The sequence below is a fragment of the Pseudomonas sp. R1-7 genome (genome assembly GCF_051132105.1).
Taxonomy (GTDB): domain Bacteria; phylum Pseudomonadota; class Gammaproteobacteria; order Pseudomonadales; family Pseudomonadaceae; genus Aquipseudomonas.
Genome location: NZ_CP071661.1, coordinates 1,447,710 through 1,469,726 on the forward strand (window position 1 = coordinate 1,447,710; position 22,017 = coordinate 1,469,726).

Sequence of the window (22,017 nt, forward strand, 5' to 3'; positions counted from 1 at the left end):
CCTTCATGGTCAAGCGTAGCTTTCGATCGACGGGCAGGCGCAGACCAGGTTGCGGTCGCCGAACACGTTGTCGACCCGGCCCACGGGCGGCCAGTATTTGCCTTCGATCAACGACGCCACCGGATACACCGCCTGTTCGCGGCTGTAAGGGTGGGTCCAGTCGCCGACGAGTTCCGCCGCGGTGTGCGGGGCGTTCTTCAGCGGGTTGTCGTCTTTGTCGAGGCTGCCATTTTCAACTGCGCGGATTTCTTCGCGGATGCAGATCATGGCGTCGCAGAAGCGGTCCAACTCTTCCTTGGATTCGCTTTCGGTCGGCTCGATCATCAACGTGCCGGCCACCGGGAACGACATGGTCGGCGCGTGAAAGCCGAAGTCGATCAGGCGCTTGGCGACGTCATCGACGCTGATGCCGCTGCTGTCCTTGAGCGGACGCAGGTCGAGGATGCATTCGTGGGCCACCAGGCCGTTGCTGCCGGAGTAGAGCACGGGGTAGTGCTCTTCCAGGCGACGGGCGATGTAGTTGGCGTTGAGGATCGCCAGTTGCGAGGCGCGCTTGAGGCCCGCGCCGCCCATCATGCGGATGTACATCCAGGTGATCGGCAGGATGCTCGCGCTGCCGAACGGCGCCGCGCAGACTGCGCCTTCCTTGCGTTCCATGTTGGCGTGGCCCGGCAGGAACGGTGCCAGGTGCGACTTGACACCGATCGGGCCAACGCCTGGGCCGCCACCGCCGTGAGGAATGCAGAAGGTCTTGTGCAGGTTCAGGTGCGACACGTCGCCACCGAACTTGCCCGGGGCGCAGAGGCCGACCATGGCGTTCATGTTGGCGCCGTCGATGTACACCTGGCCGCCGTTGTCATGGATGATGCCGCAGATCTCGCGGATGCCTTCTTCGAACACGCCGTGGGTAGACGGGTAGGTGATCATCAGCGCGGCGAGGTGCTCGCGGTGCTCGATGGCCTTGGCGCGCAGGTCTTCGATGTCAACGTTGCCGCGGGCATCGCAGGCGGTCACGACCACGCGCATACCGGCCATGTTGGCGGTGGCCGGGTTGGTGCCGTGGGCCGAGGACGGGATCAGGCAGATGTCGCGACGGTCTTCGCCACGGCTCTGGTGATAGGCGCGGATCGCCAGCAGGCCGGCGTATTCACCCTGGGAACCTGCGTTGGGTTGCAGCGACACCGCGTCGTAGCCGGTGGCCGCGCAGAGCATGGCTTCCAGCTCGTCGGTCAGTTGCTGGTAACCAGCGCTTTGCTCGGCCGGGGCGAACGGGTGCAGGGCGCCGAACTCGGCCCAGGTCACCGGGATCATTTCGCTGGCGGCGTTGAGTTTCATGGTGCAGGAACCCAGCGGGATCATGGTGCGATCCAGGGCCAGGTCCTTGTCGGCGAGCTTGCGCAGATAGCGCATCAGCTCGGTTTCGGAGTGGTAGCGGTTGAACACCGGGTGGCTGAGGATCGCCGATTGGCGCACCAGTTCGGCCGGGATGCGGCTTTGCACGCTCGAAGCGAGGGCCGCGAAGTCCGGCAGGGCCTTGCCGTCGGCCAGCAGGTTCCACAGAGCTTCGACGTCAGCCTGGCTGGTGGTCTCGTCCAGGGACAGCCCCAGGCGTTCTGCGTCCACTGCACGCAGGTTGATGCGCTGGGCGCGGGCCTTGTCGTGCAGGGCGGCGGTTTGCGCGCCGGTGTGCAGGGTCAGGGTGTCGAAGAAACTCTCTTGCTCGACGTTCAGGCCCAGCGCGCCCAGGCCCTTGACGAGAATCGCGGTCAGGTGATGGATGCGATTGGCGATTTGCACCAGTCCCTTGGGGCCGTGGTACACGGCGTACATGCTGGCGATGTTGGCCAATAGCACTTGGGCGGTGCAGATGTTGCTGGTGGCTTTCTCGCGGCGGATGTGTTGCTCGCGGGTCTGCATCGCCAGGCGCAGGGCCGGCTTGCCGAAACGGTCCACGGAAACGCCGACCAGACGGCCCGGCATGTCGCGCTTGAACGCATCCTTGGTGGAGAAATAAGCCGCGTGCGGACCGCCGAAACCCAGCGGCACGCCAAAGCGCTGAGCGCTGCCGATGGCGACGTCGGCGCCGAATTCGCCTGGCGGGATGAGCAGGGTCAGGGCCAGCAGATCAGCAGCAACGGCCACCAGGGCGTTGGCGGCGTGGAAGCGTTCGGTCAGTTCGCGGTAGTCGAACAGGTCACCGTTGCTGGCCGGGTATTGCAGCAGCGCACCGAAGAATGCGCTGACGTCGGTCAGTTCGCGTTCATCACCTACCACCACGTCGATGCCCAGGGGCTCGGCCCGGGTGCGCAGCACGTCGAGGGTCTGCGGGTGGCTGTGCACGGAGGCGAAAAAGGCGTTGCTGCCCTTGTTCTTGCTCAGGCGCTTGCAGAAGGTCATCGCTTCGGCGGCGGCGGTGGCTTCGTCCAGCAGGGAGGCGTTGGCGATCGGCAGGCCGGTGAGGTCACTGATCAGGGTCTGGAAGTTCAGCAGCGCTTCGAGACGGCCCTGGGAGATTTCTGGCTGGTACGGAGTGTAGGCGGTGTACCACGCCGGGTTTTCCAGCAGGTTGCGCAGGATTGGTGCCGGCGTATGGCAGTTGTAGTAGCCCTGGCCGATGTAGGTCTTGAACAGCTGGTTCTTGCCGGCGATGGCCTTGATCGAGGCCAGTGCATCGGCTTCGCTCTGGCCGTCGCCCATGTCCAGCACGCTGGTGCCCTTGATGCTTTCCGGGATGACGCTGGCGCTCAGGGCTTCCAGGGAGTCGAAGCCCAGGCGTTCGAGCATGGCTTGCTCGTCGTTGGCACGCGGGCCGATGTGGCGGGCAATGAATTCGTTGGCGGTGCCGAGATTAACGGTCATGGTGCGCTCCTCAGGCTTCGGCGTTGGCTTTGATCAGGCGGTCGTAGGCGTCTTGATCCAACAGCTTAGCCACTGCGTCGGCGTCGGTCGGTTTAAAACGGAAGAACCAGCCTTCGCCCATCGGGTCTTCGTTGACCAGTTCCGGGCTGCCGTCGAGTTTGTCATTCACTTCGAGCACTTCACCGTCCAACGGCATATACACACCGCTGGCGGCCTTGACCGATTCCACGGTGGAGGCTTCGGCGCCTTTTTCATAGGACTGCAATTCAGGCAGTTGCACAAAAACCACGTCGCCCAAGGCATTCTGCGCGAAAGCGGTGATGCCTACGGTAACGCTGCCGTCGGCTTCGGCGCGCAGCCATTCGTGATCTTCAGTGAAACGCAACTCGCTCATGGAAACTCCTGGGACCAGATTCGTCTGGTGGACGCGAAGAAAGGCGCGAGGCTTGGCCCGGCCGAATGGCAATACCCATAGCAAGAACGCGGCCAATATTATTAATGGCTTATTTATCAAGGATTTAAACGGTTTTGTTGGCGATCGGATTGACTTGTTTGTAGCGAAATCGCTACAGCTGGTCGCCTGTAAAAAATCGTTGTGGGATCAAAGCCTTGCGCCGTGCAGGTTAGCGCGGAGTGTATCGATATCGTTCCGCTGTAGCGCTTTCAGTACAGTGGAGGTCGTTTTTGGATGCACTGCATAGCCACTGTGGGAGCGAGCTCGCTCGCGATGACGGCAGCCCAGTCAACCAAAGGGTGACTGACACACCGTTATCGCGAGCAAGCTCGCTCCCACAGGGGAACTGCGGCGGGTTTATGGCTTCCCGGAAATCCCATACTTGCGCAACCGATGGGCAATCGCGGTATGGGAAGTTTGCAGGCGGCTGGCGAGCTGGCGAGTGGAGGGGTAGTTGGCATAGAGGCTTTCGAGCAGGTGCTTCTCGAAGCCTTCCACGGCCTGCTCCAGACTCTCGACTTCCACATCGCCCTGGCGCGCGACCGAGGTGCCGGCGATGTCCAGGTCGCCGATGTCCACCAGGCTGCTTTCGCAGATGGCGGCGGCGCGGAAGATCACGTTCTGCAATTGCCGAACGTTGCCCGGCCAGCGGTTGCCCAGCAGCGCGGGGTACGTGCCGGGGGCCAGGCGGCAGACCGGGCGCTGGATCTGCGCACAGGCTTGCTGCATGAAATACCGCGCCAACAGCAGGATGTCCTGGCCACGTTCACGCAGCGGCGGAACTTCAACGTTGAGTACATTCAGGCGATAGAACAGGTCTTCGCGGAATGAGCCTTCGCTGACCATTTTCTCCAGGTTGCGGTGGGTGGCGCTGAGGATCCGTACGTTGACCTTGATCTCCCGGTCACCGCCGACCCGGCGAAAGCTGCCATCGTTCAAGAAACGCAGCAGCTTGGCTTGCAGGTACGGCGACATCTCGCCGATTTCATCGAGAAATACCGTGCCTTGGTTTGCCAGCTCCATCAGCCCCGGCTTGCCGCCCCGTTGCGCGCCAGTGAAGGCGCCGGGGGCGTAGCCGAACAGTTCACTCTCCGCCAGGTTCTCCGGCAATGCCGCGCAGTTGAGCGCTAAAAACGGAGCGCCGTGACGGGCACTGATGGCGTGGCAGGCGCGGGCCACCAATTCCTTGCCGGTGCCGGTTTCGCCCTGGATCAGCAGCGGTGCGTCCAGGGCCGCGACGCGTTGCGCGCGGGCCTTGAGCGTACGGATCGCCGGGGATTCGCCCAGCAATGCATCGAAACCTTCGGCGTGGTCGTGGTGCAGGGCCGAAAGGCGTTCGCCGATACGGTTGGGCTGGTAAAGCGTCAACAACGCGCCGGCGTCGGTGATGGGCGTGGCGTCCAACAGTAAGGTCTGGCCGTTGAGGGTGATTTCCCGCAGCGGCAAGCGGAAGCCATTCTCCAGCAGGGCGCCGAGCAATGCCTCGTCACTGAACAGCTCGGCGACGCTTTCCCCGGCCGGTTCACGGCCGTACAGGGCGATCAGCGCCGGATTGGCCAGCAGCACTTTGCCGGCGCTGTCCAGGGCCAACACCGGGTCGGTCATGGCGGCGAGCAAGGCATCGAGCTGCAAGTGCCGACGCTGGCCCGGCAGGATGTCCACCACCGTGACCGCCTGCACGCCGCGCACGCTGAACAGCGCCTCGCGCAACTCATCCAGCACTTGGGGGCTTAGGGTCGGGGCGTCGATGTAGACGTTGGGCGGCACCATCTCCACCGCATCCAGGTTGAGATTGCGCCCACCGAGCAACGCCAGGACTTCCTGGGTGATGCCGACGCGGTCGATGAAGCTGACGTGGATACGCATGGGGCGATGGGTTCTGGAACTCGGAGGGCCGCAAGTATGCCTTGGGGCGGGCTAATGGTGAAATCCTAGTCATACGCCGATCTCCATCGTGGGAGCGAGCGTTCACAAGTGGCAGCTACAACCCAATATCCCACTCCGGCGTCTCGGGAAACTTGAGCACCAGGAAATCCAGCAGGCTGCGCAGCGCCGACGGCATGTGCTTGCGCGAAGCGTACACCGCGTACATGTTCATCCGGCGCGGTTCGGCGTGGGCCAGCAGCCGCACCAGTTCGCCGTTCTGGATATGAGGGCCGGCCTGGTAGCTGGGCAGCATCGCCACACCGGCGCCGGCGATCGTGGCCTGGAGCAAGGTGCTGGCTTCGTTGGCGCTGATGTTGCCCTGCACCGGCACCGAGACCTGATCGCCGTCCTGCTCGAAATGCCACAGGCTTTTGCCGACGTAGGAGTGGGTCAGGCAGTTATGTCGGCTCAGGTCTTCTACCCGCTGCGGTATCGGGTGTCCGCGCAGATAGCGGGGGGCGGCGCAGATGACCGAGCGGCAGACCGTGAGGCGCCGGGCGATGAGATTGGGATCGAGGTCGTTGCTCATGCGGATCGCCAAGTCGATGCGTTCGTCCACCAGATTGACGGTGCGATCAAGCATCTGCAGGTCGACGCTCACCCCAGGATATCGCTCGACGTACTCGGCAATCGCGCTCGCCAGTTGCGATTGGCCGAACGAGGGGCTGGCGCTGACGCGCAGCATGCCTCGTGGGGCGTCTTCGGGAGTGCTGACGGCCGCTTGCATGTCGCCGCACAGCTCCAGCATCTGTCGGCAGCGTGGCAGGATCTCCGTGCCCGCGGCTGTCAGGCTCAGCTTGCGCGTGGTGCGGTGCATCAGCCGGGCGCCGACCCAATCTTCCAGTTCCGCCAGATAGCGCGATACCACCGGCCGCGAGAGGTCCAGGTGCTCGGCCGCCGCCGATTGGCTGCCCAGGTCCACCACGGTGACGAACACCCGCATTGCTTGTAGACGATCCATGATTTGCCCGATTCTAGAAACAAACTATGTCCGAGCATCGCATTTTTTGTAATGAGTTTGGCAACTAAGCTCCGTTCATTCCCTTGCGGGCCTTTGCACAAACGGAGCATCCCATGACCGGTTTCACCCCCATCAAACGCTTGCTGCTGGCGACCGCGGCGCTGGCCTTCACGGCCCAGGCCTGGGCTGCCGATTTGACGCTGGACGTCTATAACCCTGGCGCGGCGGCGATCTTCCCGGTGACTTCGGTACTGGTCAGTGGCGAAAAAGAGGCGATCCTGGTGGACGCTCAATTTGGCAAATCCCAGGCCGTGCAGGTCGTGGAAAAAATCCGCGCCAGTGGCAAGCGATTGACCACGATCTACATCAGCCACGGCGACCCCGACTATTATTTCGGCCTGGAGACCCTTACCGCTGCGTTCCCGGACGCCCAGGTGCTGGCCTCCGCGCCGACCGTCGAGCACATCAAGCACACCATGGACGGCAAGCTGAAATACTGGGGGCCGATCCTGAAGACCGATGCACCGGCCAAGGCCATCGTGCCCCAGGTGCTCAAGGGCGACAGCCTGACGCTGGAAGGCCAGCGCTTGCAGATCGTCGGCCTCGATGGTCCGCAGCCCGACCGCAGTTTTGTATGGATTCCATCGATCAAGGCCGTCGTTGGCGGCGTGGTAGTGGCGGAGAACATCCATGTGTGGATGGCCGACACCCAGACGCCGCAATCCCACAAGGATTGGCTGGCGACCCTGGATAACATCGAAAAGCTGCAACCGGCCACCGTGGTTCCCGGCCATTACCTGGGTGACAGCGCCCGTTCCCTGGCGCCAGTGCGGTTCACTGTCGGTTACATCAAGGCCTTCGACGAAGAAACCGCCAAGGCCAAGGATTCCGTCGCCCTGATCGCAGCCATGAAACTACGCTATCCGGACCTGGGGGAAGACAGTTCCCTGGAGCTCAGCGCCAAGGTGGCGAAGGGTGAGATGAAGTGGTGATGCATGATCTTTGATCACCACAACAGCATGTATTCCACATCACTAGTCACTGGAGAACACCATGAGCAAAATCGCAATCATCGGCGCCACTGGCCGCGCCGGCAGCCAACTGTTGGAAGAGGCCCTGCGTCGTGGCCACAGCGTGACGGCCATTGCCCGCAACACTGCAAAAGTCGGCGCACGGGACGGTGTGGTCAGTAGGCAATTGGATGTACTGGACAGCGAGGCATTGACCGCTGCTGTTGAAGGCCACGACGTGGTGATCAGTGCTACGCACTTCGCCACCGTGCCGGCCGATAAAATCATCGCGCCGGTGAAAGCTGCCGGGGTCAAGCGCTTGCTGGTGGTCGGCGGAGCCGGTTCGTTGTTGTTGCCGGATAACACTCGGGTAATCGACAGCGAGGGTTTCCCGAAGGAGTACCTGGCCGAAGCCACAGCCGGTGCGTTGTTCCTGGACGTACTGCGCAAGGAGCAGGACCTCGATTGGACCTTCCTTTCGCCTTCGGCGGAGTTCGTCGAAACCGAGCGCACCGGCCAGTTCCGTGTTGGCAAGGATCACCTGCTGTTCGATAACGCCGGGCGCAGTTGGATCAGCTTTGCCGACTACGCCATTGCGATGATCGACGAGGTCGAAACGCCGCAGTTTTCGCAAACACGGTTTACCGTCGGTTATTGAGCCACAGGTTTGGGTGGGGAATCAGCCATGGATCCTTACCCAGACGCTGACCAGCACTGTCGCCGCCATCAACCAGGCGACGGCTGCAACGGCCAACGAGGCTTCGAGGCGCATCCGATCGACCATCACGTAGAGCGTCGCGAGATAGACGAAGTACGGAATGATCGACCACATCCCAAAGACAATGGTGGTCTTCAGGTCGTCCACCGAGCGACCCTTGCCGACGATGTAATGGGCGATCAGGGCGAAGGTCGGGAACAAGGGCACCAGCCCGGCGATGTAGTAATTCCTGGTCTTGGCCAGCATTGCCAGGATGACCACCACGGCTGCACCCAGCGCCGCTTTGAAAATCAGATCCACAGGTTCACGTCCCAGGTCAGTGGCTCAGGCCATATTTTTTGACTTTGTCGAACAGCGTGGTCTTGGCCATGCCCAGTTCCTGGCTGGCCTGGGTCAGGTTGCCGCCGCTGCGTTGCAAGGCATCCATCAACAGGTTGCGCTCAAAGGCTTCCACCGCTTCGCCAAAGGCCAGGCCTTGGCTGCCGGTGCTGCTGCCGGACTTCTTGAAGGCCGGCAAACCCAAGGCATACCGTTCGGCGACGTTGCGCAGTTCGCGCACATTGCCTGGCCAGTCGTGGCTCATCAGGTTCGACAGGGTCTGGTTGTCCAGCTCCGGGACCGTGCGGTCGAAGCGCAGGGACGACTGCTGGAGAAAATGTTCGAACAGTTGCAGGATGTCTTCGCGCCGCTCACGCAGGGGCGGCAGCTCCAGGGTCACGACGTTGAGGCGGTAATACAGGTCGCTACGAAACTGCCCGGACCGGCCCATTTCGTCCAGGTCGGATTTGGTGGCGGCGATCACGCGGCAATCCACGGCCACGCTCTGGTTCGACCCCAGGCGTTCAAGGGTGCGTTCCTGCAATACTCGCAGCAGCTTGATCTGCAAGGGCAGGGGCATGCTTTCCACTTCATCGAGAAACAACGTGCCGCCATCGGCGTGCTCGATCTTGCCGATCCGGCGTTTGCCGGCACCGGTGAAGGCATTGGCCTCGTGGCCGAAAATCTCGCTTTCGAACAGGTTCTCCGGCAGGCCGCCGCAGTTCAGTGCGACGAATTGCTTGTCGTGGCGCCGGCTGAAATCGTGCAGGCAGCGGGCGACCAGTTCCTTGCCGGTGCCGGTTTCGCCTTCGATCAGCACGTTGGCCGAGGTGTCGGCAACGTTGGCGATCAGCTCGCGCAGGTGCTGCATGGCCGGCGAGCGGCCGATGATCCGGCCTTCCAGGGAATCACGTTCGGCCAGTTGCCGACGCAGCGAAGACACTTCCCGAGCCAGGCTGCGCTGCTCCAGGGCGCGGCGTGCCACGTCGACCAGGCGCTCGGGGGAGAACGGTTTCTCCATGAAGTCATAGGCGCCTTTCTGCATGGCACCGACGGCCATGGAAATGTCGCCGTGGCCGGTAATCAGTACCACTGGCAGGCTGCGGTCCCGCGCCTTGAGGCGGGTCAGCAGTTCCAGTCCGTCGATACCCGGCAGGCGGATATCGCTGATGACGATGCCGGCAAAGTTATCGTCGACCCGCTCCAGGGCCTCTTCGGCGCTGCCCACGCCGATGCAGGGAATGTCTTCCAGGCTCAAGGCCTGCTGGCAGCCCAGCAGGACGTGGGGGTCGTCTTCGACGATCAGTACGCTCAGGTCGTGGTTCATAGCGGCTCGGCAGGTGAAAGGCTTACCAACGGTAAACTGAGGATAAACGTAGTACCACCGTCGTCCGGATGCTCGACGCCCAAGTGCCCGCCGGCGGCGGCACACAGGCTTGCCGAAAGCGTCAGGCCGAGGCCCAGGCCCTGTTCGCCGGGCTTGGTGGTGAAGAACGGTTCGAACAGATGCTTGCGTGCCTCCGGGTCGATGCCGTGGCCATTATCCCGCACCCGCAGGCGATACTTGCCATCGCTGCCTTGGCCCTCGAGCCACAGCGTCGGCGTCGGTTGGAGCTGCATGGCGTCCAAGGCATTGCCGATCAGGTTCACCAGGATCTGCTCCAGGCGGGTCTGGTCGATCTGGACCTGGACGTCTTCGAATGCCGTGTGGATCTGGATGTCGAGTTTTTCAAGGCGCGCCCCGAGCAGTTGCAGCGCGGCCTCGACGGCCTTGCCCACGCTCGCCCGGCCCTTGTCGTCGCCGCGCCGGGCGAAGGCGCGCAGGCTGGCGGTGATCCGGCCCATGCGGTCAATCAAGTCATTGATGGTCTTGAGGTTAGTGCTGGCGATGTCCAGTTGGCCACGCTCGAGGAAGCGCACCGTGTTACCTGACAGAGTACGCAGGGCGGCCAATGGCTGGTTGAGTTCATGGGCGATACTGGTGGACATCTGGCCGATGGCCGCCAGTTTTCCGGCCTGTACCAATTCGTCCTGGGCCCGGCGCAGCGTCTCTTCGGCCTGCCGTCGTTCGCGGATCTGGCCCTTGAGTCGCTCGTTGCTGGCCCGTAGGTCGGTGGTGCGTTCGGAAATCCGACGCTCCAGCTGATTGTTGGCCTCCTGCAATGCTTCGCGAGCGGCGAGGCGGGTGGCAATGACTTTGCGTCGCTCGTTCCAGGCGATCAACAGGAAAGCCACCAACGCAAACGCCACGGCAACCAGGATGCCTTGGTTGATCGCTTGGCGACGCAGGTCTTCAAGCGGGGTCAGCAGTGTGAAATTCCACGGCGTGTCGCTCAGCGGCCGGGTCTGGGAAAGGTAACTGGTGGCACGCTCGTCGGCCGCTATTTCGGTGTTGGCGGGGAAGGTCAGTTTCTCCATGCCTTCGGCCAGTCGTTCCCGTGCCAAGGGGATCAGTTCGTTCAGCGGAAACCAGTAGTACTGAAGGCTGCGGGCCAGGCGCTCCTTGGTTTCGTCGCTCAGCGGCCGCACCGACTTGAGCCGCCGTGCCGGGTCGCTGGACAAAATGATAATGCCATTCTCATCGCTGACGAAGGCTTCCAGGCGGGCGCGCTGCCAGCGCTCCTCCATGGCTTCGAGGCGGACCTTGACCACGGCCACGCCGATGATCTTGCCCTGCTGCTCCAGGCCATGGGCCAGGTAATAACCGGGTTCGCCGCTGGTGCTGCCGATGCCGTAGAAACGTCCCGGCTGGCCGCGCACGGCGTTCTGGAAATACGCGCGAAAGGACAGGTCTTCGCCCAGGTAACTGTCGACATCGCGCCAATTGCTGGTGGCCATGACTCGGCCGGTGGTGTCCATGACATAGATGGCCCGGCTGCGGCTGCGGCGGTTCAGGCCTTCGAGGTATTCGTTGACGGTCTTGCGGTGCTCGGGCGTCGGGTCGTCGAGCAGTTTCGAGACGCTGGATTCAAGTTCCAGCAGGCTGGGCAAATAGGTGTATTTGCTGATTTCGCTTTCCACCGCGCGGGCATGCAGTTCCAACTGGCGCTCGCCATTCTCGGCCAGGCCGCGAATGCCGTAGTGCTCGCTGATCCAGAAGCCGAGGTAACCCAGGCCGATCATCAGGGCAATGACCAGCGGCGGCAGGAACAGATGGCGGATCAGGCGGGGTTTCACGGCGAGTGATGGCGGCGCGGCGCGATAAAGGGTGGGGTCGCATTTCATCACAGAAGCCTTGGGTCAACCACAACACAAATCGACAAGCCAACACACCTCCCTTGTGGGAGCGAGCTTGCTCGCGATGACTGCTGATCAGCCGACAATAAAGTGACTGGCAGCCCGCTATCGCGAGTAAGCTCGCTCCCACAGTGGGGAGCGGTGTTGTTTAGTGCTGCAAAATCTTCTCGAGGAAATGCTGCGCGCGTTCGGAGCGGGCGCTGATGTCACCGAAGAACTCTTCTTTCGGACAGTCTTCGATGATCTGGCCCTGGTCCATGAAGATCACCCGGTTCGCCACTTTCCGGGCGAAGCCCATTTCGTGGGTCACGCACATCATGGTCATGCCTTCGTGGGCCAGTTGCACCATCACGTCGAGCACTTCGTTGACCATTTCCGGGTCAAGGGCCGAGGTCGGTTCGTCGAACAGCATCACCACCGGATCCATCGCCAGCGCACGGGCAATGGCCACGCGCTGCTGCTGGCCGCCGGAGAGCTGGCCCGGGTGCTTGTGGGCATGGGCCGACAGACCTACGCGCTCAAGCAGCTGCAGGCCTTTCTTGGTGGCTTCTTCCTTGCTGCGACCCAGCACCTTGATCTGCGCGATGGTCAGGTTCTCGGTGATCGTCAGGTGTGGGAACAGTTCGAAATGCTGGAACACCATGCCCACGCGCGAACGCAGTTTCGGCAGGTTGGTCTTCGGGTCCGCGATGGACGTGCCATCAACCACGATGTCACCCTTCTGGAACGGCTCCAGGGCGTTCACGCACTTGATCAGTGTGGACTTGCCCGAACCCGACGGCCCGCATACCACCACAACCTCACCCTTGCTGACCTCGGTGCTGCAATTGGTCAGTACCTGGAAGTCCCCATACCACTTGTTGATGTTCTTGATAGAGATCATACGGCGAACCTTTTTTGCAGACGCTTGACCAGCAGCGAGGCGGCAAAGCTGATTGTGAAGTACACGAGACCTGCGATGATCAGGAACTCATTGGAGCGGCCGATGATGTCGCCATTGGCGCGCGAAGCATTGAGGAAGTCCACCAGGCCGACGGTGTAGACCAGCGAGGTGTCCTGAAACAGGATGATGCTTTGTTGCAGCAACAGCGGGGTCATCTTGCGAAACGCCTGGGGCAGGATGATCAGGCGCATGACCTGGCCATAATTCATGCCCAGTGCTTGTGCCGCGCCCATCTGGCCCTTGGGGATCGACTGCACGCCGGCCCGGACGATTTCGCAGAAGTACGCCGCCTCGAACATCATGAACGCCACGACGCAGGAGCCGAACGCGCCGATCGGCGTGTCCTCGCCGGTGATCCAGCGCAGCACGAACGGCACCGCCAGGTAGAACCAGGTGATGACCAACAGCAGCGGGATCGAACGGAAATAGTTGACGTAGGCGCCAGCGATGTTGGAGATCAGCTTGTTGTGGGACAGGCGCATCAGCGCCAGGATCGTCCCCAGGATGATCCCGCCGACGACGCCCAGGGCCATCAGCTTGAGGGTCATCACCATGCCGTTCCACAAGCCGGGAATGGCCGGGATGATGCCTGTGAAGTCGAATTCCATTATTTACCCCCCACGGAGATCAGGCCGGGCACCGCGACTTTCTTCTCGACCATGCGCATGAGCAGCATCAAGCTCATGTTCAGGGTGAAGTAGATCAGCGTCGCCAGGGTAAAGGCTTCGAACAGGTTGGCCGAGAACTCGGCGGTCTGCTTGGTCTGCGCGAGCAGCTCCATCAGGCCGATCAGCGAGGCCACGGAGGAGTTCTTGAAGACGTTGAGGAATTCCGAGGTGAGCGGCGGGATGATGATCCGGTAGGCCTGGGGCAGCAGCACGTTCCAATAGATCTGCGGCAACTTGAAGCCCATGGCACGGGCGGCGGATTCCTGGCCGCGCGGCAGCGCCTGGATGCCGGTGCGCACTTGTTCGCAGACCCGGGCGGCGGTGAACAGGCCCAGGCACACGACGACGCTCAGGTAGGCCGAGGTGGTCGGGTTCAGGTCCTGCTTGTACCACTCCTGCATATCGGCGGGCAGCAGGTCCGGTACCAGGAAGTACCAGATGAACAACTGCACCAGCAGCGGCACGTTACGAAAGAGTTCCACGTAGCAGGTGGCGATGCCCGATACCAGCCGGTTCGGCACGGTACGCATCACACCCAGGATCGAACCCAGCAGCAGGGCAATGATCCAGGCGACGACGGCGATAGCGATGGTCCAGCCCAGGCCGGCCACGTACCAGTCGAGATAAATCTCGCTGCCCACGCCGGTGGACTTGAAGAACACGCTCCAGTCCCAGTTGTAATTCATTAGGGTCTCCCCTCAGATCGTTCGATATACAAATGCCCGCCTGGGGAAACTCCGTTCCCGCCCGGCTTGGAGGCCAGGCACACGCAATCGGCTCGACAGCCACCGGTTCGAGTGTTTCCAGATTTGCCAGCAGGGAGTGACCATCCCCTGAAGGAGCGGGGCCCCTTCAGGAGATAAGGTTAGTCAGAAATCAGGATTTCTTTTCGTCAGCCGCTTTGTCGGTCGGTTCTGCGATCAGTTTCTTGAGTTCGTCGCTCATCGGGAAGTTGAGGTTCAGGCCTTTTGGCGGGATCGGTTGCATGAACCATTTTTCGTAGATCTTGTTGATCTCGCCCGAAGCGTAGGTGGCCTTGATGGCGTCATCGACAACCTTTTTGAACGGCTCGTCGCCCTTGCGCATCATGCAGCCGTAGATTTCGTAGGACTGTGGAGTACCGGTTACTTCCCAGTCAGTCGCCTTCTTGGCCTTGGCGGCTTCACCGGCCAGCAGGGCGTCGTCCATCATGAACGCGACGGCACGGCCCGATTCCAGCATCTGGAAGGACTCGCCGTGGTCCTTGGCGGAGATGACATTCATGCCCATCTGCTTGTCGGCGTTCATGGACTTGAGGATGCGCTCGGACGTGGTGCCAGCGGTGGTCACGACGTTCTTGCCCTTGAGGTCGTCGAAATCCTTGTATTTGGAATCTTTCTTGGACAGCAGCTTGGTGCCGATCTCGAAGATGCCAACGGAGAAGGCGACTTGCTGCTGGCGCTCGACGTTGTTGGTGGTAGAGCCGCACTCCAGGTCCACGGTGCCGTTCTGCACCAGCGGGATACGGGTTTGCGAGGTCACCAGGTTGTACTTGACCTGCAGGTTCGGCACGTCCAGCTCTTTCTTCAGGGCTTCGACGACTTTCAACTGGATGTCATGGGAGTAGCCGACCGGCTTGCCGGAAGCGTCTGCGATGTAGGAGAACGGAATGGAAGCGTCGCGATGCCCAAGCGTAACGACGCCGGACTCTTTGATCTTTTTCAGTGTGCCGGTCAGTTCGGCTGCGAAAACCGGCGTGCTGATCAGAGCGGCAGCAATGGCTGCGCCCAGGAGATGGGGAACGATACGCATCGATGTTTCCTCGACATTGTTTTTTTTGTATTCGGCCGGTTCACCGGCCCTGAGTGCTTCGAATGCCTGACAGCTCCTGTTGTGTTGGCGTAACAGGCGTTCGTCTCGAGGAGTGTAGAGCATGACTCGTGCCAGGCCAGTGCCTTGAGCCTATCTCTATGTTTTTAAAGGAAATTAATGTTTTGTTTCAGCTTTTTGGCCGGTTATCTATCCGGTTTGCCGAACTGACTGCCGGGTCGTGTTCGGAAAACCGAATGCCATTGCTGTGGATCTTCTGGGGGCAGACAGCAAAAAGCCCTTGTTTCCGAGCGGAGCCAAGGGCTTCCGGTTTAGCAGGCGATCGTTCAGGCCGCTTCGATCTTGCGCCGATTGTGCTCGACCTTTTGCAGATATTGCTGGAGCTTGTCCTGCTCGGTCGCGCTGGTGAACAGACCCAGCTTGCTGCGGCGCCAGAGAATGTCATGGGCATCGACGGCCCACTCGTCGCTGCACAAGTAATCGACTTCGCGGGTATAAAGGCCCGCGCCGATGTGCTCGCCCAAGTCACCGAGACTGTGCACGCCTTCAAGCATGCGCCAGGTGCGGCTGCCATACGTGGTGGCCCAGCGACGGGCGATATCGGTTGGCAACCAGTCGAACTTGTCGCGAATTGCCGAGCACAGCGCTTGCGGGGTGGTCATGTTTTCGCCCCCCGGCAAGGTTGCCTGGGCGGTCCAGCTCGGCCGCATCTGCGTAAAGTAGGGGGCCAGTTGCGCCATCGCCGATTCGGCCAACTTGCGGTAAGTGGTCAACTTGCCACCGAATACCGACAGCAGCGGCGCCTCTTCACCGGCCGCCGAAAGCGCGAGGGTGTAGTCGCGAGTCACGGCGGAAGGGTTGTCCGACTCGTCGTTGCACAACGGTCGGACGCCGGAGTAACTGTGCAGGATATCGTCGCGGCTGACCTGCTTTTTGAAGTGCGCGTTGACCACTTTCAGCAGGTAATCGGTTTCGCCCTCGGTAATTGCCACCTTGGCCGGATCGCCAGTGTATTCGCGATCCGTCGTACCGATCAGCGTGAACTGGTTCAGGTACGGGATGGTGAAGACGATGCGCTGGTCTTCGTTCTGGAGAATATGCGCATGTTCGCCTTCATAGAGTTTCGGCACGATCAAATGGCTGCCCTGGATCAGGCGAATGCCGTAGGGCGATTCCATTTTCAGATCGTCACGAATGAACTTGGCCACCCACGGGCCGGCGGCGTTCACCAGGGCCTTGGCCTGGATCGAAAACAGGCTGCCGTCGGCACGCTCCAGATGCAGGTTCCACAGGCCTTTGCTGCGACGAGCGCTGACGCAGCGGGTGCGGGTGTGGATGTGGGCGCCTTTCTCTCGTGCCGCCATGGCGTTGAGTACCACCAATCGGGCGTCGTCAACCCAGCAGTCCGAGTATTCGAAGCCTTTGGTGATTTCGCTTTTGAGAACGCTGTCGGCACCAAATTTCAAGCTTCTGGAGCCCGCCAGCTGTTCGCGTTTGCCCAGGTGATCATAAAGAAACAGGCCCGCGCGGATCATCCAGGCGGGGCGCAGGTGCGGCCGATGGGGCAGCACAAAGCGCATCTGCTTTACGATGTGTGGGGCCTTGGCGAGGAGGACTTCGCGCTCGGCGAGCGCCTCGCGCACCAGGCGGAACTCATAATGTTCGAGGTAGCGCAGGCCGCCATGGATCAGCTTGCTGCTGGCCGATGAGGTATGGCTGGCAAGGTCGTCCTTTTCGCAAAGGAACACCGAAAGACCGCGACCGGCAGCGTCCGCAGCAATCCCTACGCCATTGATACCGCCGCCAATGACGGCGACATCATAGATCTCTGCGAGAGGGGGCGTAGGCAAGGTGGTAGTGGGCATCGGCTGGCCTCGGGTTCTTTTCGAAATATTTGAATTCGAACATTAATGTTCATTTGCGAAAAATACTAGCCCATAAGCGTGGCAACAGCCAGTCGCATTCGATTGAAAATACTGATCGAATGACCCTGAAAGGAAAATTATCGAACAAAAAGGAGTGTGGGGGAGTGCTTCTGCAGTGAAGGCCAACCCTTCACCACAGGGGCAGAAGTGAAGTCAGACCACTTCCAATCGAATCTTGTGCTGGCTCAGCAACTGCGCCAGGGCTGGCACTGGTTGCTGGTCGGTCACCAAGCAATCGATCAGGCTGATCGGGCCCAGGCGGACCATGGCGTTGCGCCCGAATTTGCTGGAGTCCGCCGCCAGCAGCACTTGCCGGGCGTTGGCGATGATGGCTTGGGACACCCGCACTTCCTGGTAATCGAAGTCCAGCAGGCTTCCGTCCTCATCGATGCCGCTGATGCCCACGAGGGCGAAGTCGACTTTGAACTGGTTGATGAAATCGACGGAAGCCTGGCCCACCACGCCACCGTCGCGACGTACGTTGCCGCCGGCGATCAGGACTTCGAAATCGTCCTTGGCGCTGAGGATCGACGCCACGTGCAGGTTGTTGGTGATCACCTTCAAGTGGTTGTGATTGAGCAGCGCTCGCGCGATGGATTCGGTGGTGGTGCCGATGTTGATGAACAGCGAGGCGTGGTCGGGAATCTGGGCGGCGATGGCTTCGGCGATGCGTTGCTTCTCGTCGCGCATCTGGTCCGCGCGCATGGCGTAGGCGGTATTTTCCACGCTTGAGTCATAAGCCGCGCCGCCGTGGTAGCGGCGCAGCAGGTTCGCTTCCGCCAATTGATTGATGTCGCGGCGGATGGTCTGGGGGGTAACGACAAATAGCTGCGCCATCTCCTCGATGCTGACATAACCGCGTTCGCGGACCAGTTCGAGGATTTGTTGCTGGCGGGGAGGCAGATTCATGGGGCTTCCTTTGGGCTGCCATACAAAATTTGCCCATGATGCCGCAGGAATCCCCTCCCGACCAGTTTCAGAATTCTATCGGCCGTTATTCCGCGTCTTCGTGAGGCTCCCAATCGCGAGTGCGGCTGACCGCTTTTTTCCATCCGGCGTAGAGCTTTTCCTTGGCTTGCTCTTCCAGTTGCGGTTCGAACTCGCGCTCGATCACGGCTTTGCCGCGCAGTTCTTCCAGGCTGCCCCAGAAACCACATGCCAAACCGGCCAGGTACGCCGCGCCCAGGGCGGTTGTTTCGCGCATTTTCGGGCGTTCGACCTGGGTGCCGAGGATGTCGGCCTGGAACTGCATGAGGAAATTGTTGGCCACCGCGCCGCCGTCCACGCGCAGAGACTTGAGGCGTTCGCCAGCGTCCTGCTGCATGGCGTCGAGCACGTCGCGGGTCTGGTAGGCAATGGATTCCAGCGTGGCCCGGATGATGTGATCGACCCGCACGCCGCGAGTCAGGCCGAACAGCGCGCCACGGGCATAAGGGTCCCAGTACGGCGCGCCCAGGCCTGTGAAGGCTGGTACCAGGTACACGCCATTGCTGTCCTTGACCTTGTTGGCGAAGTACTCGGTGTCGAGGGCGTCGTTGATGATCTTGAGTTCATCGCGCAGCCACTGGACAGTGGATCCGCCATTGAACACGGCGCCCTCAAGGGCGTAGGCAACTTCGCCGCGAGGGCCGCAGGCGATAGTGGTAAGCATGCCATGGTTGGATTTGACGGCTTTGTCGCCGGTATTCATCAGCAGGAAGCAACCCGTGCCGTAGGTGTTTTTCGCCTGGCCCGGCTCCACGCACATCTGGCCGAAGAGGGCGGCTTGCTGGTCGCCGGCGATACCGCCGATGGCGATGCCGCTTTTGGTTCGGCCGTAGATTTGCGAGGAGGATTTGACCTCCGGCAGCATCTCCCGGGGGACGTCGAGGATGTCGAGCATCTTCGCGTCCCACTCCAGCGTGTGGATGTTGAAAAGCATGGTGCGCGAGGCGTTGGTGTAGTCGGTGACATGGACTTTGCCACCGGTAAATTTCCAGATCAGCCAGCTGTCCACGGTACCGAACAGCAGCTCGCCGTTGCGCGCGCGCTCACGGCTGCCTTCGACGTTATCCAGGATCCACTTGAGCTTGGTGCCGGAGAAGTAGGGGTCGGTGACCAGGCCAGTGGCTTCACTGATGTATTGCTCATGGCCGTCACGCTTGAGCTGCTGGCAGATCTCGGTACTGCGCCGGCATTGCCAGACGACGGCGTTGTAGATCGGGCGTCCGGTGGACTTGTCCCAGACCACCGTGGTTTCGCGCTGGTTGGTAATGCCGATGGCAGCGACCTGGTCGTGATGCAGGCCGGCCTGGGCCAATGCTTCGACCATGACCGCGCTCTGGGTGGCGAAGATTTCCATCGGGTCGTGTTCGACCCAGCCAGGCTGCGGGTAATGCTGGACGAATTCGCGTTGGGCCGTGCAGACCACGTTGGCGTCACGGTCGAAAATAATGGCGCGTGAGCTGGTCGTGCCCTGGTCGAGGGCAATGATGTAGTTCTTATTCTCAATGTCGGTCATGTCGATTGCCTTGGGACTTAGGTAACGTAAATAAACGAAGAAGTCAGCGCGTGCTCCGATGGCAGCAGCCCGCGCCGACCGTTTCAGGACGTTCTGGGCTTGCCGTCAATGGCCGGCTCTGCCTCCTTTGCAGCAACCACGGCGCTGGGCAGATGACGGGCAATCAGCCCGCGATACGCGGCAGCACCCAGGCATGCGCCAACAATCGGCGCGAAAATCGGTACCAGGAAGTATGGAATCTCACGCGCCCCGGTGAGGGAAATTTCACCCCAGCCTGCTAAGAAAGTCATCAGTTTCGGACCGAAGTCACGTGCCGGGTTCATCGCGAAGCCTGTCAGCGGCCCCATCGAGCTACCGATTACCGCGATCAACAAGCCGATCAGCAACGGCGCCAGCGGGCCTCGCGGCAGTCCGTTGTTATCATCGGTCAAAGACATGATCACGCCCATCAGGATGGCGGTGATGATCATCTCCACCAGAAACGCCTGGCCGGTGGACAGTGCGGGGTGAGGGTAGGTAGAAAACACCGACGCCAGTTCAAGGCTGGCTTCGGTGCCACGAACCATATGGCGGGACTGTTCGAAATCGAAGAACAAATTGCTATACAGCGTATAGACCAGCAACGCGCCGCAGAACGCGCCGGCCACTTGGCAAACAATATAGAAGGGCAGTTTGCGTTTTTCGAAGTCAGTAAAAACGCACAAGGCGATGCTGACGGCGGGATTCAGGTGCGCGCCGGAAATACCCGCGCTGAGATAAATCGCCATGCTGACACCGACACCCCAGATGATGCTGATTTCCCACAGGCCGAAACTGGCACCCGCGACCTTGAGCGCTGCAACGCAACCGGTACCAAAGAAAATCAACAGGGCCGTGCCCAGGAACTCCGCCAGGCATTGGCTGGACAGGGAGGGTTGTTGTAAAGCAGTCGTCATTCAAACCTCGGTTCTTTTTGTTGTCCTGCGCATCGAGTAAACAACCCCGTCTGCGCCCTTTCGTCGAGTGCCGGATCCCCATCCAGCACTCGGGGTGTTGCTTGAGACACGTGTTTCTGCTTTCAGTTTCGAAAAAATATAGACAAGAAACGCCGCTGTCAAAGGTCGAAAGTGAACCGTCGGTCATATTGGGATTATTCGTCGCGTGAATGACTTTTTTAATGGGGTGTTGCCACCACAGCCAATGGGTCTGCAAAGCCTTTTATCTGCCGATCGCTTAGAATTCTGGTCACTCTTTTGTTCTTTCCTGCCAGGAGCGGTCATGACCCCCGCGTTGGATCTGCTGAAAAAAGTGCGCGCCGAACATCGTATCCACAGCTACGAACACGATCCGAAGGCCGCGTCCTACGGCCTGGAAGCTGCTGAAAAATTGGGCCTGGAGCCGGCGCGAGTGTTCAAGACGCTGCTGGCGGCTAGCGAGAAAGGCGAATTGCTGGTCGCAGTGGTGCCGGTCGCCGGAAGCCTGGACTTGAAAGCGCTGGCCCATGCGGCCGGAGTGAAAAAAGTCGAGATGGCCGATCCGGCCGCCGCACAGCGCTCGACCGGCTATTTGCTCGGGGGCATCAGTCCCCTAGGCCAGAAGAAACGCCTGCGCACATTTATCGATAAATCCGCGCAACCGCTGGCTAGTATTTTTGTCAGCGCGGGTCGGCGTGGCCTGGAAGTGGAGTTGGCGCCTGCGGTGCTGGCGGAGCACACCGGGGCGGCGTTCGCGGAGATTGGACGTGCCTGAACCAGACTGCGCCGCCTGGCGGGAGCGAGCGCCCTCGTCACGGTGAATCTTTACAACAGGCCAGGCGTCGAACGTCCAGTGTGTAAGGTGAAAATAGTGCCGATCTGTCACTGGATAAACGGTGCCTGCGCAGCTCATGCTCACGCATCGATAAAAAAGGAGAGGTGCCATGCAGCTTGCGTTTCATCAGGTCGATGCATTCAGTGACCGCCCCTTTGGCGGTAACCCGGCGATGGTCTATCGGCTCGATGCCTGGCTTGCCGACGACTTGATGCAGAAGATCGCCGCCGAACATAACCTGGCTGAAACGGCGTTCCTGGTGCGCGAAAACCAGCACTGGCATATCCGCTGGTTCACGCCCACCACCGAAGTACCCTTGTGTGGTCATGCCACCCTGGCCAGCGCCTACGTATTGTTCGAGGTCTATCACGAAACCGTGGAGCGACTGGATTTCATCTGCAAATCCGGGGCATTGAGCGTTGCTCGCCAAGGCGACCGGCTGTGGTTGGATTTCCCCGCCATCGTGCCAGCCGAATTGGGCGCGTCCCTTGCGGTTCAGACTGCCTTGGGGGTCGAGGCGGTGGACGTGCTGAGTGCAAATGAATTGTTCGTGGTACTCGAGTCGGAGCAGGCTGTGCTCGAGTGCAAGCCGGACATGGCGGCCCTGGCGAAGTTGCCGTGGCCGGGTGCGATTGTCACCGCGCCGGGAAGCAAGCACGATTTTGTCTCACGCTATTTTGCCCCGGCGATTGGAATCAACGAGGACCCGGTCACCGGCTCGACCCATTGCAGCCTGATCCCCTATTGGTCCAAACGCTTGAGCAAGCTTGGGCTGACGGCCTATCAGTGCTCGGCCAGGGGCGGGGCACTGTTTTGCCGGCTGGAAGGTGATCGGGTGAAGATTGGTGGGAATGCGACGTTGGTGGCCAGCGGGACATTGTCGCTCGGCTCAGGTCAGTGA

General features: G+C 61.0%; 19 protein-coding genes. 4 read left to right on the forward strand and 15 right to left on the reverse strand.

Annotated features, from left to right (window positions below; all coding sequences use genetic code 11):
• Window positions 1-9: 9 nt before the first annotated feature.
• From gcvP to J3P79_RS06335, 4 genes are all read right to left on the reverse strand, one after another.
• Window positions 10-2,859, reverse strand: coding sequence for an aminomethyl-transferring glycine dehydrogenase (gcvP, locus tag J3P79_RS06320; RefSeq protein WP_434609053.1), 2,850 nt, complete (start codon window positions 2,857-2,859; stop codon window positions 10-12).
• Window positions 2,860-2,869: 10 nt separating this feature from the next.
• Window positions 2,870-3,253: a glycine cleavage system protein GcvH gene (gene gcvH / locus J3P79_RS06325; protein ID WP_434609055.1), complete on the reverse strand. Its 384-nt coding sequence runs from the start codon at window positions 3,251-3,253 to the stop codon at window positions 2,870-2,872.
• Between the two features lie 417 nt (window positions 3,254-3,670).
• Complete coding sequence (locus J3P79_RS06330) at window positions 3,671-5,179, reverse strand: sigma-54-dependent transcriptional regulator (protein WP_434609057.1); 1,509 nt, start codon at window positions 5,177-5,179, stop codon at window positions 3,671-3,673.
• 115 nt (window positions 5,180-5,294) lie between these two features.
• On the reverse strand, window positions 5,295-6,200 hold the full coding sequence (locus J3P79_RS06335; protein WP_434609059.1) for a LysR family transcriptional regulator: 906 nt from the start codon (window positions 6,198-6,200) through the stop codon (window positions 5,295-5,297).
• A 113-nt stretch (window positions 6,201-6,313) separates the two neighbouring features.
• Here J3P79_RS06335 and J3P79_RS06340 point away from each other — a divergent pair, with 113 nt between their 5' ends.
• Window positions 6,314-7,192, forward strand: coding sequence for an MBL fold metallo-hydrolase (locus J3P79_RS06340; protein WP_434609061.1), 879 nt, complete (start codon window positions 6,314-6,316; stop codon window positions 7,190-7,192).
• A 61-nt stretch (window positions 7,193-7,253) separates the two neighbouring features.
• Window positions 7,254-7,868 carry an NAD(P)-dependent oxidoreductase gene (locus tag J3P79_RS06345; protein ID WP_434609063.1) on the forward strand — a complete coding sequence of 205 codons (615 nt, stop codon included), beginning with the start codon at window positions 7,254-7,256 and terminating at the stop codon, window positions 7,866-7,868.
• 21 nt (window positions 7,869-7,889) lie between these two features.
• On the opposite strand, the gene J3P79_RS06350 is transcribed toward J3P79_RS06345, so the two are convergent.
• From J3P79_RS06350 to J3P79_RS06400, 11 genes are all read right to left on the reverse strand, one after another.
• Window positions 7,890-8,219 (reverse strand): GlpM family protein, encoded by a 330-nt coding sequence (locus J3P79_RS06350; protein ID WP_162843741.1) that lies wholly within the window; start codon window positions 8,217-8,219, stop codon window positions 7,890-7,892.
• 25 nt (window positions 8,220-8,244) lie between these two features.
• Window positions 8,245-9,525, reverse strand: a complete 1,281-nt coding sequence (locus J3P79_RS06355) for a sigma-54-dependent transcriptional regulator (RefSeq protein WP_434611378.1) — start codon at window positions 9,523-9,525, stop codon at window positions 8,245-8,247.
• A gap of 44 nt (window positions 9,526-9,569) precedes the next feature.
• The gene (locus J3P79_RS06360; RefSeq protein WP_434609064.1) at window positions 9,570-11,471 is read right to left on the reverse strand and encodes a sensor histidine kinase; all 1,902 of its coding nucleotides are present in this window, start codon (window positions 11,469-11,471) and stop codon (window positions 9,570-9,572) included.
• Between the two features lie 160 nt (window positions 11,472-11,631).
• Entirely contained in the window at window positions 11,632-12,366 is a 735-nt protein-coding gene (locus J3P79_RS06365) for an amino acid ABC transporter ATP-binding protein (protein ID WP_018614195.1), read from the reverse strand.
• Window positions 12,363-13,034: an amino acid ABC transporter permease gene (locus J3P79_RS06370; protein ID WP_030140772.1), complete on the reverse strand. Its 672-nt coding sequence runs from the start codon at window positions 13,032-13,034 to the stop codon at window positions 12,363-12,365. Before J3P79_RS06370 ends, J3P79_RS06365 begins: the two co-directional genes overlap by 4 nt.
• Window positions 13,034-13,780 (reverse strand): amino acid ABC transporter permease, encoded by a 747-nt coding sequence (locus tag J3P79_RS06375; protein WP_434609065.1) that lies wholly within the window; start codon window positions 13,778-13,780, stop codon window positions 13,034-13,036. The genes J3P79_RS06370 and J3P79_RS06375 overlap by 1 nt, the downstream gene beginning before the upstream one ends.
• Before the next feature lie 190 nt (window positions 13,781-13,970).
• Window positions 13,971-14,885, reverse strand: a complete 915-nt coding sequence (locus J3P79_RS06380; protein ID WP_434609067.1) for a glutamate/aspartate ABC transporter substrate-binding protein — start codon at window positions 14,883-14,885, stop codon at window positions 13,971-13,973.
• 344 nt (window positions 14,886-15,229) lie between these two features.
• Entirely contained in the window at window positions 15,230-16,768 is a 1,539-nt protein-coding gene (glpD, locus tag J3P79_RS06385) for a glycerol-3-phosphate dehydrogenase (RefSeq protein ID WP_434609069.1), read from the reverse strand.
• 213 nt (window positions 16,769-16,981) lie between these two features.
• Window positions 16,982-17,737 (reverse strand): DeoR/GlpR family transcriptional regulator, encoded by a 756-nt coding sequence (locus tag J3P79_RS06390; protein ID WP_039591738.1) that lies wholly within the window; start codon window positions 17,735-17,737, stop codon window positions 16,982-16,984.
• 85 nt (window positions 17,738-17,822) lie between these two features.
• Entirely contained in the window at window positions 17,823-19,328 is a 1,506-nt protein-coding gene (gene glpK / locus J3P79_RS06395) for a glycerol kinase GlpK (protein WP_434609072.1), read from the reverse strand.
• A gap of 83 nt (window positions 19,329-19,411) precedes the next feature.
• Window positions 19,412-20,263, reverse strand: coding sequence for an MIP/aquaporin family protein (locus tag J3P79_RS06400; RefSeq protein WP_434609074.1), 852 nt, complete (start codon window positions 20,261-20,263; stop codon window positions 19,412-19,414).
• Window positions 20,264-20,585: 322 nt separating this feature from the next.
• Here J3P79_RS06400 and ybaK point away from each other — a divergent pair, with 322 nt between their 5' ends.
• Together ybaK and J3P79_RS06410 are read left to right on the forward strand one after the other, a co-directional pair.
• On the forward strand, window positions 20,586-21,056 hold the full coding sequence (ybaK, locus tag J3P79_RS06405) for a Cys-tRNA(Pro) deacylase (protein WP_434609075.1): 471 nt from the start codon (window positions 20,586-20,588) through the stop codon (window positions 21,054-21,056).
• 169 nt (window positions 21,057-21,225) lie between these two features.
• The gene (locus J3P79_RS06410; protein WP_434609076.1) at window positions 21,226-22,017 is read left to right on the forward strand and encodes a PhzF family phenazine biosynthesis protein; all 792 of its coding nucleotides are present in this window, start codon (window positions 21,226-21,228) and stop codon (window positions 22,015-22,017) included.